Raw genomic sequence first — 17,524 nt, forward strand, 5'->3', positions numbered from 1 at the left:
CCTACTTTTCTACTCTAATATCAAAGTAATCCATGACTAATTCGCAAAACATCATATTTGCCCAAGAAAACCATTCTCTCGTATAATTTTCAGGATTGTTCACATCGAATCCTTCGTGCATAAGGTGTGTTCCTGCGTCAGTTGCTACAAGTAAATTCAATATCCGCTCTTTTTCAGATTTGTCTGACGTTGTCATTCCTTCCATAGCTAATGCAATCGGCCAAACGTATTTTTCTGGCGTATGGGAGGATCCAATTCCTTTTGCGTACTTTCCTTCATAGAAATATGGATTTTCTTTACTCAACAATGTTCTTCTTGTTTGCAGATAATCTTCCTCTTGTTCAGAACAATATCCCAAGTAAGGTGCGGCGATCAGATTGGGCACATTACTGTCATCCATGACTGTGGCGTTTCCCATTCCATCTACTTCATATGCATAAATCGTTTGCCCTTTTTGATTAACCGTTCGTCCGTGATTCTGAATCCCCTCTTGGATCTCTTTCTTCAATTTCTGTGTTTGCTGTACAATTTCTTTATCATCGAGTATCGTTTGAAAAATTTCTTCCACATAACCTAACACGACCACCGCAAACATATTGGATGGTACCAGATATCCATAACGGCAAGCATCATCGCTAGGACGGAAACCAGACCATGTCATTCCTGTAAAAGCTGTTTTTGCACCTCGCCCGTCATTGATCAGCGTATCTTCTTTTCTTGTCGTGTCTCGTACAAATGTATAAGGAGAGTGTTCATGGTCTTGCTCTGTTTTGAACACGTCCAAGATTTTTTTGATACCTTCAATAAAAGATTGATTGAATTGATCAGTTTTTCCTGTATTTTTGTAAAGAAGATAGGCCAACTGTATTGGGTAGCATAAAGAATCAATTTCATATTTTCTTTCCCAGATCCAATCGTTCATTTTTGTATGATCTGTTTGGTGGCCAGCACCGTTAGCTTCCTCGTTGAAGGCATTCGCATATGGATCGATATTGATATAAAAAAATTGCTTTTTGACTAACCCGCTGATCATGTCAGCTAATTCCTCATCTTCTTTTGCAATCACTAAATAAGGACGAACTTGTGCAGTAGAGTCTCTTAACCACATCGCTGGAATGTCTCCCGTCAATAAAAAGGTGGTTCCGTCATTTTGCTTTTTGACTGTTGTCAACAGAGTATTGGCAAATGCTGCTGTAAAATTCTTTGCCCAGTCCGCATGGATATCCCCACATTTTTGTGTGATATCTTCCATAAATTTCTGCACCGATTTTGGTATATCTTTATAAACCACTAATAAAACCTTCTTTCTATTTGATATATCTTTAAAGATTATACTTCATACAGCCAATTATGTCTACGCTTTCAAAAAATATCTTTTTATTTACTTTTTCATCCATTATGGTATTATCTAAATATGATATATCATTAAGAGGTGTTTATATGAATCAACCATTGTACCAGACAATATTTAATGATTTGCAAACGGCTATTTTAACTGGTGAATTACCTGTAGACAGCCAACTACCAACTGAAAAAGAACTTTCACGTACCTATAAAGTAAGCAGAATCACTTCCAAACGTGCATTGACTGAATTAGAGCAATTAGGACTTATTTATCGCGTTCGCGGGAAAGGCAGTTTCGTTAAATCCGCTTCTCCGGAACAGATGCTTGCTTCTCCTACAAAAACACGACGGATTCTGTTTCTTCTTCCATATGTCGCTGATTTGTCTGTTGGTGATTTTAGCAAGGGATTGAACCCTGTGATGCAAGACAAACAGATTGATGTCATGATGACGACGCTTGACTTTCTACAAAATAAAACAGCAAAAGAGCTAATCAATGAATTTGACGGATTGATTTATTATGCTCTTGATACAGAACAACATCTTGACTTACTTTTTGAGCTTTCATTAAAGGAATTCCCTGTTATCATATTGGATAAAAAAATCTATGAATTGCCTTTTCCTACCGTGCTTTCCGACAACTTCCAAGGTGGTGTGCTCGCTACTTCTCATTTGATCGAACAGGGACATTCAAAAATCGCTTATTTATTTGGTGCACAGACTCATCCACAATCCGTACGTCAGCGTTACCTTGGTTACCTTGAAGCATTAGACAAAGCTGGTTTGGCTTTCCACACTTCGCTGGATGATAAAAGCGCGACATTAGATGAATTGCTTTCTTATATCACTAAGTATGAAGTAACTGCTTTTGTTTGTGAAAACGATGTTGTCGCTATCCAGACCATGAATCTCTTGAGACAGCATGGTTATCATATCCCTGAAGATTTTTCAATTATCGGATTTGATGATATCCAAGCAGCAGCTCTTGTTGACCCGCCACTGACAACCATCGCACAAGATTTTGAACAGTTAGGTAAGCTTGCGGGAGATGCTTTGGTCACTTGGTTAGAGACAAAAGATCGACCATCCGATAGTAAATTTCCAGTTTCATTCATCAAAAGACAATCAACAAAGGAGAAATAAAATGAATATCGGTCAAATAGATACTAGACATGCAACAGCGAATCAGCCAAATTTCTCTAATGGGAACTGCCAGCCTTATACTGGCGTTCCTTTTGGGATGAATTATTTTGCACCGCAAACTACGGATCAAAACGGCAGCTGGTGGTTTCATCCTGATGACCGCGTTTTTCAAGGCTACCGTCTTACCCATCAACCAAGTCCTTGGATGGGTGATTTCAGTCATATGCTGTTTACGCCGATCAATGGAAAACTACAGGAGAACACCCTTTTCCATGCTCAAAGTTCTTACCGCCCAGAAGAAAGTATATTTTGCCCGACTCATCTGTCGATCTGTCAATTACGTTATGGCATCTGTTCTACATTGATACCTAGCATGTATGGCGGAATCTTATCTATTGATTACAGCAAAAATGATAGCGGTTTACTTTTATCCTTTCCGGGACGCCATCAGCTCTTTGTTATAGATCCTTACACAGTGGAAGGAAAAATCACACATTTTGCTGGTTCAGAAGATCCTGATTTTTCTTTTTATTTTATATTGAGATTTGAATATCCTTTAACAATTGATGAGTTAGCTGTTTCCAACAAAAATAGCGACTCGATCCCGTTGTATTTTGAACAGACAAAAAAACAAACTATCCGATTTGGGACATCTTTTATCAGCTCGGAACAAGCAGCTTATAACCTGGAACTAGAACAAAACCAAAGCAAAGAGACTTACCTTGCTCACAGTCAAGAACAATGGCAGTTCTATTTTGATCGTATACAGCTCACACACCATGATCAACAACAATTGCGGACGTTTTATCATAATTTATATCGGGTGTTTTTATTTCCACAAACATTTTATGAAATTGATCCTAGTGGGCAAAAAATCCACTATGATACGACTAGTCGATCTATAAAACCTGGTGTTCTCTATACAAATAATGGGTTTTGGGATACGTATAAAACGGTTTATCCTCTTTATTCTTTGATTGCTGTAGAAAAATACGAAGAAATGCTGGAAGGTTTTTTGAACAGCTATAGAGAAAGTGGCTATTTGCCAAAATGGCTGTCTCCTGATGAACGTGGACTTATGCCTGGGACATTGATCGATGCAGTCATTGCAGATGCTGCTGTAAAAGATATCCGACGAGACTTGATGCCTGAATTTCTAACGGCAATGGAAAAAGGTGCTACGGTTCAAAGCAAACATCCAAATTATGGACGACAAGGAACAGAAGATTACTTGACATATGGCTATGTTCCTAATCACTACCACGAATCAGTCAATCACACATTAGACTATGCTTATAGCGATTTTTGTATTAGCCAAGTTGCCAAGGTACTAGAAGAGGAGGAAATGGCGAAGAAATATCAGCAGCAATCATTGAACTATCAAAATATCTTTGACTATGAGTCAGGATTTATGCGTTCAAAAGATAAAGATGGCAAGTTCAGAGAACCATTTTCAGCTAATCGTTGGGGACAAGATTATGCAGAAGGAAGTGCTTGGCAAAGCAGCTTTGCTGTTTATCACGATTTTTCAGGACTGATCGGAAAATATGGTGGCAGTGAGAGATATAAAGAAAAACTCATTGAGCTGTGCAATCAGCCCCCAACGTTTGACCCAGGAGGATATGGTTTTGAGATCCACGAAATGAGTGAGATGGCCGCGATAGAATTTGGACAATTAGCTATTTCAAACCAGCCAAGTTTTCACTATCCTTACTTGTTCAGTTATATAGGACAACCTGAAATGGCACAGCCACTGCTTAAACAGTTGATAACTCAGACCTTCGACGATTCTCCAATGGGTTACCCTGGAGATGAGGACAATGGAAGTATGGCCGCTTGGTATATCTTCAATAGTCTGGGATTTTATCCTGTCACGCCTGGAACCGGTGAATATGTTATCGGTATGCCATTAATTGACAAGGCTGTTTTGCTTTTGTCAAATGGAAAGGAATTGACGATTGAAGCAACGCCTAATCGGCCGCAGCAACAATTTATCCATAAAATCAAACGGATGGACAAAGAATATACGAAATTATATTTTACCCATCAAGATTTGCTGAAAGGCGGCACGATCTCTTACCAATTAGGGATCGTCCCTCACCCTAAGAAATATCAAGCAAAAGATTTGCCTTTTTCCTTATCAAACTATAATTAACAAGAGGATGTGAAAAAACTGTCCTGCATCAAGTAATAAGAACAGCCAAGCAAAAATAGCTCCTCATATTTTTCGTTTGGTTGGGCTTATTGCCGCAGATGCAAGCTTTTGAACACCGTTTATCGAGAGGTCGTGAAAAAGCTGTCCTGCATCAAGTAATAAGAACAGCCAAGCAAAAATAGATCCTCATATTTTTCGTTTGGTTGGTCTTATTACCGCAGATGCAAGCTTTTGAACACCGTTTATTGAGAGGTTGTGAAATCAGCGTTCTGACCTGAGTATTAGAGAGACAAATGGCAAAATAGTTCCTCATATTTTGCCATTTTTTGAGCTAATACCGAGGGTCAGCTGATTGAACACCGTTTAGTGGAGAGGTCGTGAAAAAGCTGTTTAGTTTCGAGTATTAAGAAAAATTTTGTGAAAATGGCTTTCCACATTTTTGCATAAATTTGGGTTCAGTATAAATTCTTGTGTAAACGGCTGTGAGATTTAGGATGCCTTTCGGGATATTTCCATTAATCGCAGAAAGAAGTATTCATCATCTGGATACCCATAACCCTTACGTCTCTCAGTCTTGATCTTATTGTTGATACCCTCAAGTTTGCCAGTTGATATCCCGTATTTGGCGAACGTGTAGATCCCTCTCAAATGGTTATTTAAGAGACGCGCAAACCAAATAAAGTGGCTATTCTCAGTTGCCTTGCAGATGTCTATGATCCCTTCAAGTCTAACGCACATTTCCACCTCGTCATGTGAGTTGTATGCCTGGTCTAGCAAGTCTTTGACGAGGTCTATTGTGAAGAAGAGCTTGTTTTCTTCCAACAGCTCGTCATACCATGCTTCATTACCGCCATAAGCCTTTATTTCTGGTGTATTGAATATTTCACCAGCAGTAGACACTAGCTTGCCTTGACGGGCATCCTCGTCCTTCTGAACTAATGTGGACCTCTTAGACATCAAGATGTAACGTGAGTTCTTAAGCAACTTAGCAGCCTCTGGAGAGCCTTCTTCAGCCAGCCGTCTTTGTTCATCCTTTCTGATCTCTGAAACCACTTTATCGTTGAAATTCTTGATAATGTGGAAGCGATCATAGACGATGTCTAGCTTGGGATAGCGCCCTTTAAAAGCTTCTTCGAAGTCTGAATTCATGTCGCAAGCCACCGCCTCAACTTTTGACATCCACTCATCGCCAACATGATCCATAAACTCGAAAACAACGGCTTTCTTCTTGCCATGGGCTAAGTAGAGAATATACCCTGTTTCCCAGTCTATGATTGCGGTGGCGTACTTATGGCCATCGTGGAGCTTAAACTCATCAATGGCTAAGTATTTTGCCTGCCTTTCAGGTTTTATGAGTGTCTTGCCATCAGTTGTAAATTTAGACAGTAGAAGAGACTTGTGAATTGACTTTACAGTCATCTTGTCCAAGCCAGTAAGCCAAGCCACTGCCTTTAGAGTAAGGCCATAGCTTAACAGTTTCTCAGTGTATTCTTTTAAAGGTTTGGTGATGCGATAACCATCAGCTTTAAAAGGGATAGACTGGCTTCTAGTGTTGAATTGGCAATCAATGTTAAGACAACGAAAACGTGCATAGGACACTCTGATATTGGTGTGTACTCCACCAATAGCGACGTGCTTAAGGGTAGATTCTAAAGACCCATTTTTAACTAGTTTTCTTGAGCAATTAGGACAGAAGGTATCACCACGCTCATCTAGCTTTCCTACAAAGGTTAATCCACCTTCATTTTGAATTGGCTCGCCAACTTGAATAAAGTCGGTAAGACCAGAATTAAAGGATAAGACACCTTTGTTAGGCATAACATCTTGAGTAGTAACTGACAGTTCTGTATAATTCATAGTAAGAAGGGCTCCCCATGTTTTTGTCGTTATTAACATTGTAAGGGACAACCCTTCTTTTTTTGTTATCTAATTTCTATTTACACAAGAATTTATACTGAACCTAAATTTGGCTTAATACCGAGAAACTGGCTTTTGAACTCCGTTTACCGAGAGGTCGTGAAAATGCTGCCCTGCATCAAGTAATAAGAACAGCCAAGCAAAAATAGCTCCTCATATTTTTCGTTTGGTTGGGCTTATTACCGCAGATGCAAGCTTTTGAACACCGTTTATCGAGAGGTTGTGAAAAAGCCGTCCTGCATCAAGTAATAAGAACAGCCAAGCAAAAATAGCTCCTCATATTTTTCGTTTGGTTGGGCTTATTACCGCAGATGCAAGCTTTTGAACACCGTTTAGTGGAGAGGTCGTGAAAAAGCTGCCTTGCCTCAAGTAATAAGAACAGCCAAAAATTAGATTTCTAGACAATTTTTTATAAGTTATTTCATTACATTGGCTTTTTCTTTTATGATTCTCCACTGTTTTCTCGGTACTCTTTAGGGGATCTGCCGACGATTTTCTTGAATAATTTAGAGAAATACGTGGTGTTGTTGTAGCCAATCTCACTTGCTATCTCATTGATGTTTTGATTACTGTGCAAAAGCAGTTGTTTCGCTTTTTCCATACGTAAATGGTTCAAATAAGCTGAAAAACTTTTTTTCGTTTCTTTTTTGAACAGCTGTCCTAGATACATGACATTTAAATGCAGGTTTTCTGACACTTCTTTGAGTGTAAGTGGTTCTTGGTAATGCTGGTGCAGGATTACGATTACTTTTTCCACATTGTCACTGTACTTTTTCTGTCTCTGATGCTTTTTGATGAATGACAGAAGTAGCTGCTGAAGTTCTTGCACCGTTTTTGCCTGATGGATTTTTTCGATTCCTTGTAAATATTCCTCATCTTCCAGATCAATTAATTCCCGTTGAATCTCCATAAACAGTAAAAAACTGGAATATCGTATATCTTCCGGCATCATGGCTGCTAACTGAAACTGTTCAAAAAAATCAGTGATCATTTTTTGAGCGACTTCCAATTGTTTATTTTGCAGCACGCGTCTGAAACTTGAAAAATCGATGGTTTGATCTTTTGTTTCTGCTTGTACTGCGTAAAAAACATGCTCGTCTTTATCTCCATAAAATTGATGCAACTGTAGATTGTCTTTCGCTTGTTGGAATGTTTCAGGGATTTTGTCCAAAGAATCTGTCTCTTCCCCGATACTGATCAGCCATTCCTGATCAGGAAAGTTTTCTTGAACAAAACAACAGAAGCCATCAACTTCATCTGCCTCCAACAACAACGTGATCAATACACGGTCTCCGTAATTTCGTTGATAGTAAAAGATTTGTTGCCGTTCTTGCAACCATCTATTGATAAGAGTATCATGAGTTCTTGCCAGTTGAATCAATACTATCCTATGCTGCTTCTCACTTATTTGTCCTATTATTTCTTCTTCACTTATTTCATCCAATTCTTCATTCAACCATTGACTGAATAACAGTTCTTGATAGATTTCTTGTTGATTTTTTTGTTCATTTTGCTGATCTAACCGTGTTTTGATTTTCTTGAGGCTTTCAACCAATTCGAACTTATTCACGGGTTTCATCAAATAATTCACGGCGCCTAATTGCATACCTCCTTTCAAATAATCGAATTCTTGGTATCCTGATAAAATCATAAATTCAAAATTATGACGTTCTTTTTGAGCCGCTTCAATAAATTCCAGTCCATTTATTTCTGGCATTGTCACATCCGTTACTACTAAATCAATCTGTCGCTGTTCAAGTACAGCTAGTCCTTCTTTGGCATTCTCTGCTGTTGCTACTATTTGAAAGCCTAAACTTTGCCAATCAATTATCTTTTTTAACCCATTCAAAATCATGTATTCATCATCTACCAATAACACTTGATACACGCTCATCCCTCCTTGAATGTAATAGAAACGGTCAGTCCACCTGTCTCATTATTCTCAAGCGACATATAATAACTGCTGCCGAAGCTGGCACGTAAACGTTCATTCACGTTTTGCAGACCGATAGAACCGTGAAGTTCCACTTTAGGATGAGACAGTTTTTCTTCAATCTGTTTTAGCCGTTTTTCAGTCATCCCTTTTCCATTATCTTTGATGATGATCCTTACCCGTTTGCCTTCCTGCAAGACTTTGACACTTAGCGCATTATCGAATCGAGTAAAATCAATACCGTGTTTAAAATAATTTTCAACTAATGGCTGGATCACAAATTTAGGTACTTCGATCTTTTCCAAATCAGGATCGATCATAAAATGATAGGCTACTCGATTAGGATAACGCATTTGATACAAATAGACATATTTTTCGCAAAAGTCCAGTTCTTCTTTTAAAGTGATCGTTTTCTCTTGATTCGTATTGTTTCGAAGCAAAGCGGAAAACGCATACACAACATCTGCTAATTCTTCACTTCCTTCGCTGATTGCATACATTCGGATATATTCTAATGTATTATATAAAAAGTGTGGATTGATCTGTGCTTGAAGCGCCCGCATATGTGCGTCTTGCTGTTTGATTTCTAATTTGTAGATGTCTTCTACAAACTGATTGATGCTATCCAACATTTCGTTGATACCGATTGAAAGTTCCTTCAGTTCATATTCCGTGTTTGTTATGTCGATCCGCGTCTCTAAATTCCCTGCTGCTGTTTGATCCATGGCCTGCATGACGATAGATACTTGCTGTGAATATCGTTTGAATGTTTTATAAAGAAAGATAAGCAGTATATTGTCTAAAATAATGATACCAATGATCAGCGGGGCAAGATTTTTTCCCGTTTCGATTTTTACACTTTTTTTATCTAGTACAGCTAATATACGATAATCATCAGACAGTTCTTGGTGTTGAACAAAATTGTTTTTTTCCAGATCGTCAATCGGCAATTGTGAATTTTTCTTCAGACTCTCTGTGATGATCATTTCTTGTCTTTCAAACGTTTCTTTAGCTATTTTATTATCATGGAATGTGTATAGTCGATTTGTCGTTCCAGAAATCATGTATAAAGAGAGTCCATTGAATGACGTTAGATTTTCTAAAATCATATCTAGTTCTTTCTTTTGAAAACCAATAAAAATACTTCCTGACTCAGCTCCTCCTTGTGTGATAGGCAACTTGATATAAAAAGCGTCTAGTAATTTTGGTGTCCCCTTTTTTATTTTCCCACCTTTGTTTTCTCTAGAAGATTCATAATACTCCGGTAGTTGATTCAACACGATATATATCGCACTTAGTTCTTCATAATTTGCGTAGAGATCTTTGATTTGATTTGGGAAAGAAACTAATTCATCGGTACTGTTTTGCTGTTCGTATACATACATCAGATACTGATCTATGGGTTTTGTTAAGTAGGTCGTCACATTTTCGATCTTTTCGGAATTCCCTACAAGCTGGTTTTTGATGATCCTACTCAAGGTTGTTTTATCATTCAGCATTCTGCTTGTGCTTTGAACGGCATCACTTGTCATGTTTTCTGCCTGTTTTTGATTTTGTTCCCAAGTATGGATACTAAAAATAACGGTAGCAGTCATCGTTACACCGATCATGATAACCGCGTATTTCCGCAACAGACGATTTAGTAAGGTTCCTTTTGAAAATAGAATCCGAAACTTATTCATAACTTTCCAACTGTTTATCTAATTCTTCACGCCAGTGTGTTGTCATCGTACCATTCCAAACCGTCAAAAGACCAATGACACCAAACAGGATCAATCCTTTGAATTGCCAAGTCACGCCTAAAATTATACCGCTACCAATAATTATTTTTAGAAAAGACGAAAAGCTGGAAAAAACCGAAATAAAACTTAGCTTTAGCAGATTAGGAACAGAGATCGTATATTCACTATCTAAAATCATACTGTATTGATAAGTAGCAAATAGGCAGAGCAAGGCAAAAAGTAAAATAAAATCAATAGCTAAAAAAATGAGCCCTTTGATTTGAACAGATAAATATAAATTGTAACTCAATAAAGCAGTACCAGATAAAAATAAACTAAATAGCAGATTGCCTCTTAAAAAATTTCTTTTATATATATTCCAGCCTCTTTTTATTGTGATTTCTTTATACTCGAATCCGTACAAATAAAATAGTTCATTGACTGTTTTCCATGCCGCACCTAATCCAAAGATGATCCCGCCGGCAAATGTATATATCCAGAAATACAAGGTTAGTTTTATAACGACCCAGATCCGAATAAATAACTCTTCCAAAACCTTCCCTAACATATCTTCTCCTCCAAACATTAAGTTTATACTTTCTCATTATACAAAAAAAGGTTGGGCAATCAGCACCTTGACCTGATTATTAGAGAAACAAACGGAAAAATAGTTCCTCATATTTTGTCGTTTTGTGAGCGAATACCGAGGGTCAGCTGATTGAACACCGTTTACCAAGAGGTTGTGAAATAGCCGCTTAGTTTCGAGTAGTAAGAAAAATTTTGTGAATATGGCTTTCCACATTTTTACATATATTTAGCTTAATACCGAGAAACTGGCTTTTGAACACCGTTTATTCGGAACAAGAGGTTGTGACACGTCTTTTGTCACAACCCCTTTGTCTTTATTCATTATTATTCTTGTCGGAACTCATCATATTGTTTTTGCATTTCTTTCAATACCTTATCATAGCCAGCCTTGTCCAAAGCGTCTTTCAATTTCGGTAATGTTTCATCTGGATCAACAGTCCCTGTATTCAATCCATCTAAATATTGATTCATGACATTAGAAATATTACTTAATTCTGTTTTGACACTGTCAGTGTTGAAGCTGAATCCTAAAATCGGTGAAGTTTCTGCATCAGCAATCGATTGATCACGTTTGGCAATCATGTCATCCGTAATAGACTCTTGTGTATATAGAATCTTGTTGTTTCCTGTATTCCAAGCAGACATATGTGTATTTGGCTGATAACCATCTAGCAATTTGATTTTATCATCTGAACCATCGACTTTTTCCCATGCTTCTCCTTCGATCCCCCAAACAAGCCCATTCAATAATTCTGGATCACTGTTAAGCAGCCCTAGAAGTTCTACTGATTTTTCTTTATTTTTTGAAGTATTTGATACGACAAAATTTGCCATTTGTGCTTGAGCTGTAGATTTTAGTGGAACAGTAATTGCTTTTGAGACAAGTTCTTGTTTTGCTGCATTTGTCAAAATTGTATCGCCATAATCATACGGTCCTTGTGTTTCTCCACGCATTAGCCAAGTATTTCCTTCTAGTGGATAATCCTTATTGCTCGTTGCAGCGTCACTTGGAATGAGTCCTTGTTTGTACCAGCTATGCATTGTACGTAACAGTCCGATATACGTTTCATTATCGTATTGGTTGATGATTTTCGAATCATCTCCATCCAGATCAATAGCAAACGGTAACGTATTCCCTAAAGGATAATCAAAGTTCCCTTGGACTTTGAAGCCTTGTCCAATGGCAAAAGCTGCCGTGTTTGGTTCTTTTTCATGGAATTCCTTCAAGACTTTTTCTGCATCAGCGTAAGATTGGATTCCATCAATTGAAAGATCGTATTTATCTAGTAAAGCTTTGTTAAAAGTAAGTACTTGTTGAGCAAAGACATTTCCATTGACTGGGAAAGCATATAATTTTCCATTGACCAGATTTCCTTTAATATATGCTTCATCTAAATCATTATAAGCTTTTTCAGCGTACTTAGGCGCTAATTCAGTCAAATCAGCAAAGGCTCCTTTTTGGGCATTGGAAACATAGTTGTTCGCAAAGGCGATATCATAATTTTCCCCGGAAGAAATGATGACGTTCATTTTCTTTTCGTAATCGCCCCAGCCAATGTAATTGATATTGACTTTTACACCGATCTCTTTTTCGATTCGTTTGTTTGCTACTTCCATCAATTGATCGAAATTATCTGGTTTATCTCCGATTTGATACATCTGCAAAGTGTCCGAATTGCTAGCTTCTGCCTGGTCTTTAGAACCAGAACCTCCGCATGCTGCTAATGTTCCCAACAACAACGCTGAAACACCTGTAAAGGCTAGTTTCTTCCATAACTTCATTTTTCTTCCTCCTAATTTTATGATTTATATTTTTGTTTCTTTATTCTTTTACTCCGCCGATTGTTAGACCTTTGACAAAATGCTTCTGGAAAAATGGATAGCTGATCGCAATAGGCAACGTCGAGATGACTACGATCGCCATTCTGGCAGATTCTCCTGGAACTGAGGCTAATCCGCCTGTCAATTGGCTTCCTGCTCCTGCATTTTGTGTCAGATATTGAATATTACTTTGGATTTTCATCAAAAGATACTGTAGTGGAACTAGCTTATCATCTTGGATGTATAGTAAAGCATTGAACCAGTCATTCCAGTAACCCAATGCGGCAAATAAACTGATTGTCGCAATACCTGGAACAGCTAACGGTAAAACAATCTGAACAAATATTCGCAGTTCGCTAGCTCCATCGATCCGTGCCGATTCAATAATCGAATCAGAGACCGAACGTTTAAAGAATGTGCGCATCACAATAATATTGAAGGGACTGACAGCCATTGGCAAGATCAATGCCCAAATCGTATCTTTTAACTGAAGAAGATTTGTCATAACAAGATAATTGGCCACCATCCCTGGTGAGAACAACATCGTAATCAAACAAAAAACGGTAAAAAAACGACGGAATGGAAAGTTTGACCGTGAAATCGCATAAGCATATAAAGAAGTAGCCGTGCTATTGATCAGTGTACCTAAAACAGTAACAAGTACAGTGACGAAAAGCGCTTGGAAAATTTTATCCTGCATCTGGTCGAACAAGTACGTATAACCAAATATACTGAACTTTTCTGGCCAAAAACTGTACCCGTGAGTCGACAATATGGACTCATCGGTAAAAGAGATGGCGATAACAAATATAAATGGCAAAATACAGGAAATAGCAAAGAGTGCAATCATTATATTAGAGAAAAAATTAGCCGTCTTATTGAAAGAGCGGACTTGGACTCTCTCCACTTTCTTTTTTTTCATTTTTTTCCTCCTTAGAATAATGCAGAATCGCTATCAAAACGTCGGGCGATCGTATTTGTGATCATCAACAAGACAAAGCCGACAACTGATTGGTAAAGTCCTGCAGCAGCCGTCATACCAAAATCTCCTGTGGATGTCAGGCCATTGTAGATATACGTATCCAAAACTTGAGTCACATCATATAATGCACCGGAATTCCTAGGAATGTTATAAAACAGGCCAAAATCAGCTCGGAAAATGTTTCCTACGGCTAAAATCGTTAAAATCGTCATTAGTGGAATAAGTTGTGGTATCGTCACATGTTTGATCTGCTGCCATTTGCTAGCTCCATCAACCATAGCAGCTTCATAATAAGTCGGATCGATTCCCATAACAGATGCAAAGTAAATAATGCTGTTATAACCAATCCCTTTCCATGTACCAATGAACACCAAGATAAACGGCCAATATTTCGGTTCATTATACCAATTGACAGCTTCTCCTCCATGTCCAGTGATCCACTGATTGAATATTCCTTTGTCAGGACTTAAAAAAGCGTAAACAAAGTAACTGATAATGACCCAAGATAGAAAATAAGGTAGTAAGGACATCGTTTGATAAACTTTAACGAGTCGTTTATTTCTCAACTCGCTCATAATGATTGCAAATACGACTGAGATCAGCAGATTCAAAAGGATAAATGCTACATTATATAAAATTGTATTTTTAGTGATGAGAAATGCTTGATCCGAAGAAAATAAAAATTTGAAATTTTCCCAACCCACCCAAGGACTTTCCCTCAAGCTAGCCAAGAACCCATCTGCTGAAATATGAAAATTTTTGAATGCTACGACATTCGCCATTACAGGTATGTAAAAGAAAAAAATCATCCAAAGCATACCCGGTACAGCCATCAGGACAAGTGCTTTATAACGCCATAGATTCATAAAAAAATGATTGAACCCCTTTCGTTTTTTCATCTAAAAACCCCTTTCGATTCATTCGCAACATAATTATAGCGCTTTCAATAATGAGAATAAATAAACAAAGTATAGGGAAAATGAAACAAAGTATAGGAGAGGTTGTGAAATCAGCGTTTTGGCCTGAGTATTAGAGAAAAAAACGGGAAAATAGTTCCTCATATTTTGCCGTTTTTTGAGCTAATACCGAGGGTCAGCTGATTGAACACCGTTTATCAGAGGTTGTGAATTCAGCGTTTTGGCCTGAGTATTAGGGAGATCGTGTCCTTACTATCTAACTCTGAGTCACAAGGAACAATGGGGACTGTGACAAAAGTCTTGTCACAGTCCCTTATTCCGAACAAACGGTGTTCCAGAAGTAGCTTCTACGGAAATAAGCCGAAATTTCACAAAAAAGCCATCCGAAAGTCAGACGGACAAGTCTGCTTTTCAGATGGCGCTACAACTACTCTGCTTATTCTTTTAGCTATCCATTCAATTATTTTTCTCTCACTTGTTCTAGCTCTTCTTTGGTCATGGGTCGATATTGCCCTTTACTCAAATCTTTAGGCAGCCAAAATTTTCCCATACGGATTCTTTTTAAATATAAGACTTCTTTTCCTACTGCTTTGACCATTCGCTTAACTTGGTGAAACTTTCCTTCATGCAAAATCAGACGGATAATTGAAGTTTCTGTCTCTTGATCTACTTGATCAATTTGGAGTTTTGCCGGCAATGTCTGCTCATCGCCATCAATAATCAGTCCTTCTGCAAATAAACGGATATCTTCTTCTGTCATTATACCGCTAACCTCAGCTAGATATTCTTTCTCCACATGTTTTTTAGGTGATAGTAACTGATGGGCAAACACCCCGTCATTCGTTAAAATCAAGAGGCCCTCTGTGTCTTTATCTAATCGGCCGACTGGAAAAAGATCTTCCCGATAATCCTGGTCTTCCAATAAATCGATTACGGTTTGATCATGATTATCCTGAGTAGCAGAAATGACTCCTGCAGGTTTATGCAAAATGTAGTAAAAATCTTTTTGATACGTAATGATTTCTCCTAAATAAGTAACCGCATCTTCGAATTCATTTACTTGCGCTTTATCGCTTTTCACCACTTGTCCATTGACTTCGATCGTTCCTTTTTTGATCAATCCTTTGACTTCTTTGCGGCTGCCAAGTCCCATATCTGCTAAAAACTTATCTAAACGCATGCGTTTCCCCCATTTCAAAAGAGCATCAATCTAGCTCTTCTGATTCACTTATTTTATTTTTAATTTATGTCGTAAACGCGCTATTCCTGGTCCTAGTAGTCTTTCTGCCAAGCGGATTTTCAAAGCTAAATAACCATACACTAAAGCCCCTATACCTGCTACTACAAGAATCAACAATAGAGACTGGAATTTGCTATCTTCGTTTAAAAAAGCACCAAAAATCATCTTTGTGATCCACGAAGCCAAAAGCATAATCAAGGTAAGAATAAAGATCAGCAATGTCCTGCGCCAGACAAAACTTGGTTTAAAGCGGGCTACTTCATGGATTCTCTTTAAGATCAAGGTACAAGACACAGCAAATCCGATCATTGTCGCCAATAAAGGGCCGTATACTTCAAATAAACGAATGGCTGGGTATTGAAGAAGGAGTTTCACTAGAAACCCAATAACCAAATAATTAATTGCCGCCTTGTTTTCAAACATTCCTTGCAGCATGTTGGAAACTAGCATATATAGTCCTAGGAAGAGTCCTACAAAACTTGCTTGGATCAGTACATTACTTCCTAGAGAATCCGGTGTATAAAATAATGTATTTAGCGGATAGGCAAGTAACATAACACCAAATGTCGCCGGAAACATAAAAAATGAAAACAACTGTAAATTTCCGCTTGTCAATTTTGCCAGACCTACTCGATCTTTCAACGTAACAGCTTCTGTAATCAACGGTAACCCAGTAGACGCGATCGATGTTGCCAATGCGATAACTACCATCGTCAACTTATCTGGATTGGCACTAAAAATCGAAAAAAGATCCAGTAACTGTGCATTGGAATACTCGGTGGATGCAGACATGATCTTCATAAAAGTGAACTGATCGACTAATTTGAAGATCGTTACCCCTGAACCCACAATAATAAACGGAATCGCTTCTTTAACGGTATCTAACAACAATTCCTTCGTTGCAATATTTACTTTGTTTTCGCTGTAGTGAATAAACGCCGATGTATACGCTTGATGTTTCTTCAAAAAATACAAAAGGACAAGAATACTTGCTAGCATACCGATAAATGCCGCGAAAGTTGATTGCGTGACCGCCGTCACATAGTCACCATCCATGACTTTCATGATGATGAATGTAGCCAATAGCATATAAAAAATACGTGCCACCTGTTCTACAATCTGCGACAGCGCATAAGGCATCATTTCTTGATTGCCTTGAAAATACCCTCGTATCACACTCATACAAGGAAAAACCAATACAGCGATACTCAAAGAACGCATCGTTGGAATCAGTTCTTCTCCGCCACCAGAAGCATGAGCTAGCCAAGGAGAGGCGATGTACATGAACAAAGCAAACAATAGGCCTAACCCGCCCATCATCTGTAATGCACGGATAAATAATCGTCGTGAAGTGCCATATTCATTCAATGAATTATAGCGTGCAGTTTGTTTTGCAATCGCAGCAGGTATTCCTGCTGTAGAGATCAGTAGAAACAATGCATATATATTGTATCCCATATTGAATAATCCATTGGCAGCCTTAGCATTTTCGCCCATCCAAGCATACCAGGGAATGATATAGACAGCGCCTAGCAATCTTGAAATGATATTACTGGCGGTCATCCAAGCAGAGCCTCGTGCCATTTTTTCTTGCGGTGTTAATTGATCTAATGCTGGTTTTCTTTGATTATCCATCGGTCAGATTCCAACTTTCTACAAAACATTACTATCATTTTAATTGGTAAAACAGAAACTGGCAATCGATTTTATATAACTTTTATAAGAACAATTGTTTTTTTGAATTCGGTTTCGTTTTTTTGGTA

The 17,524-nt window shown here is 38.1% G+C and carries 12 protein-coding genes; 2 read left to right on the top strand and 10 right to left on the bottom strand.

All coding sequences use genetic code 11. From position 1 onward, the window contains the following. Position 1 precedes the first annotated feature (1 nt). On the bottom strand, positions 2-1,291 hold the full coding sequence (locus IGL15_RS12465) for a glycoside hydrolase family 125 protein (protein WP_002294491.1): 1,290 nt from the start codon (positions 1,289-1,291) through the stop codon (positions 2-4). Positions 1,292-1,440: 149 nt separating this feature from the next. Between IGL15_RS12465 and IGL15_RS12470 the strand changes: the two genes are divergently transcribed. Together IGL15_RS12470 and IGL15_RS12475 are read left to right on the top strand one after the other, a co-directional pair. After that, a complete protein-coding gene (locus tag IGL15_RS12470; protein ID WP_104765549.1) occupies positions 1,441-2,487 on the top strand; it encodes a GntR family transcriptional regulator in 1,047 nt (348 codons plus the stop codon). Position 2,488: 1 nt separating this feature from the next. Beyond that, on the top strand, positions 2,489-4,642 hold the full coding sequence (locus IGL15_RS12475) for a GH92 family glycosyl hydrolase (protein WP_104765548.1): 2,154 nt from the start codon (positions 2,489-2,491) through the stop codon (positions 4,640-4,642). A gap of 489 nt (positions 4,643-5,131) precedes the next feature. Here IGL15_RS12475 and IGL15_RS12480 read toward each other — a convergent pair whose 3' ends face one another. From IGL15_RS12480 to IGL15_RS12520, 9 genes are all read right to left on the bottom strand, one after another. Next, entirely contained in the window at positions 5,132-6,499 is a 1,368-nt protein-coding gene (locus tag IGL15_RS12480; RefSeq protein WP_043921381.1) for an ISL3 family transposase, read from the bottom strand. 502 nt (positions 6,500-7,001) lie between these two features. After that, a complete protein-coding gene (locus tag IGL15_RS12485; protein ID WP_002304851.1) occupies positions 7,002-8,453 on the bottom strand; it encodes a response regulator transcription factor in 1,452 nt (483 codons plus the stop codon). Next, on the bottom strand, positions 8,450-10,174 hold the full coding sequence (locus tag IGL15_RS12490; protein WP_010730514.1) for a sensor histidine kinase: 1,725 nt from the start codon (positions 10,172-10,174) through the stop codon (positions 8,450-8,452). The genes IGL15_RS12485 and IGL15_RS12490 overlap by 4 nt, the downstream gene beginning before the upstream one ends. Next, positions 10,167-10,781, bottom strand: coding sequence for a DUF624 domain-containing protein (locus IGL15_RS12495; protein ID WP_002297732.1), 615 nt, complete (start codon positions 10,779-10,781; stop codon positions 10,167-10,169). Before IGL15_RS12495 ends, IGL15_RS12490 begins: the two co-directional genes overlap by 8 nt. 344 nt (positions 10,782-11,125) lie before the next feature. Continuing rightward, complete coding sequence (locus tag IGL15_RS12500) at positions 11,126-12,583, bottom strand: ABC transporter substrate-binding protein (protein ID WP_002285974.1); 1,458 nt, start codon at positions 12,581-12,583, stop codon at positions 11,126-11,128. Positions 12,584-12,623: 40 nt separating this feature from the next. Continuing rightward, on the bottom strand, positions 12,624-13,544 hold the full coding sequence (locus IGL15_RS12505; protein WP_104765210.1) for a carbohydrate ABC transporter permease: 921 nt from the start codon (positions 13,542-13,544) through the stop codon (positions 12,624-12,626). An 11-nt stretch (positions 13,545-13,555) separates the two neighbouring features. After that, positions 13,556-14,503: an ABC transporter permease gene (locus IGL15_RS12510; RefSeq protein WP_002285971.1), complete on the bottom strand. Its 948-nt coding sequence runs from the start codon at positions 14,501-14,503 to the stop codon at positions 13,556-13,558. A 478-nt stretch (positions 14,504-14,981) separates the two neighbouring features. Continuing rightward, positions 14,982-15,701, bottom strand: coding sequence for a pseudouridine synthase (locus tag IGL15_RS12515; protein WP_002332372.1), 720 nt, complete (start codon positions 15,699-15,701; stop codon positions 14,982-14,984). A gap of 48 nt (positions 15,702-15,749) precedes the next feature. Beyond that, positions 15,750-17,396 (bottom strand): putative polysaccharide biosynthesis protein, encoded by a 1,647-nt coding sequence (locus tag IGL15_RS12520; protein WP_002332371.1) that lies wholly within the window; start codon positions 17,394-17,396, stop codon positions 15,750-15,752. Between the last annotated feature and the right edge of the window lie 128 nt (positions 17,397-17,524).

It is taken from the genome of Enterococcus sp. DIV0436a, assembly GCF_051711605.1.
GTDB lineage: Bacteria > Bacillota > Bacilli > Lactobacillales > Enterococcaceae > Enterococcus_B > Enterococcus_B faecium.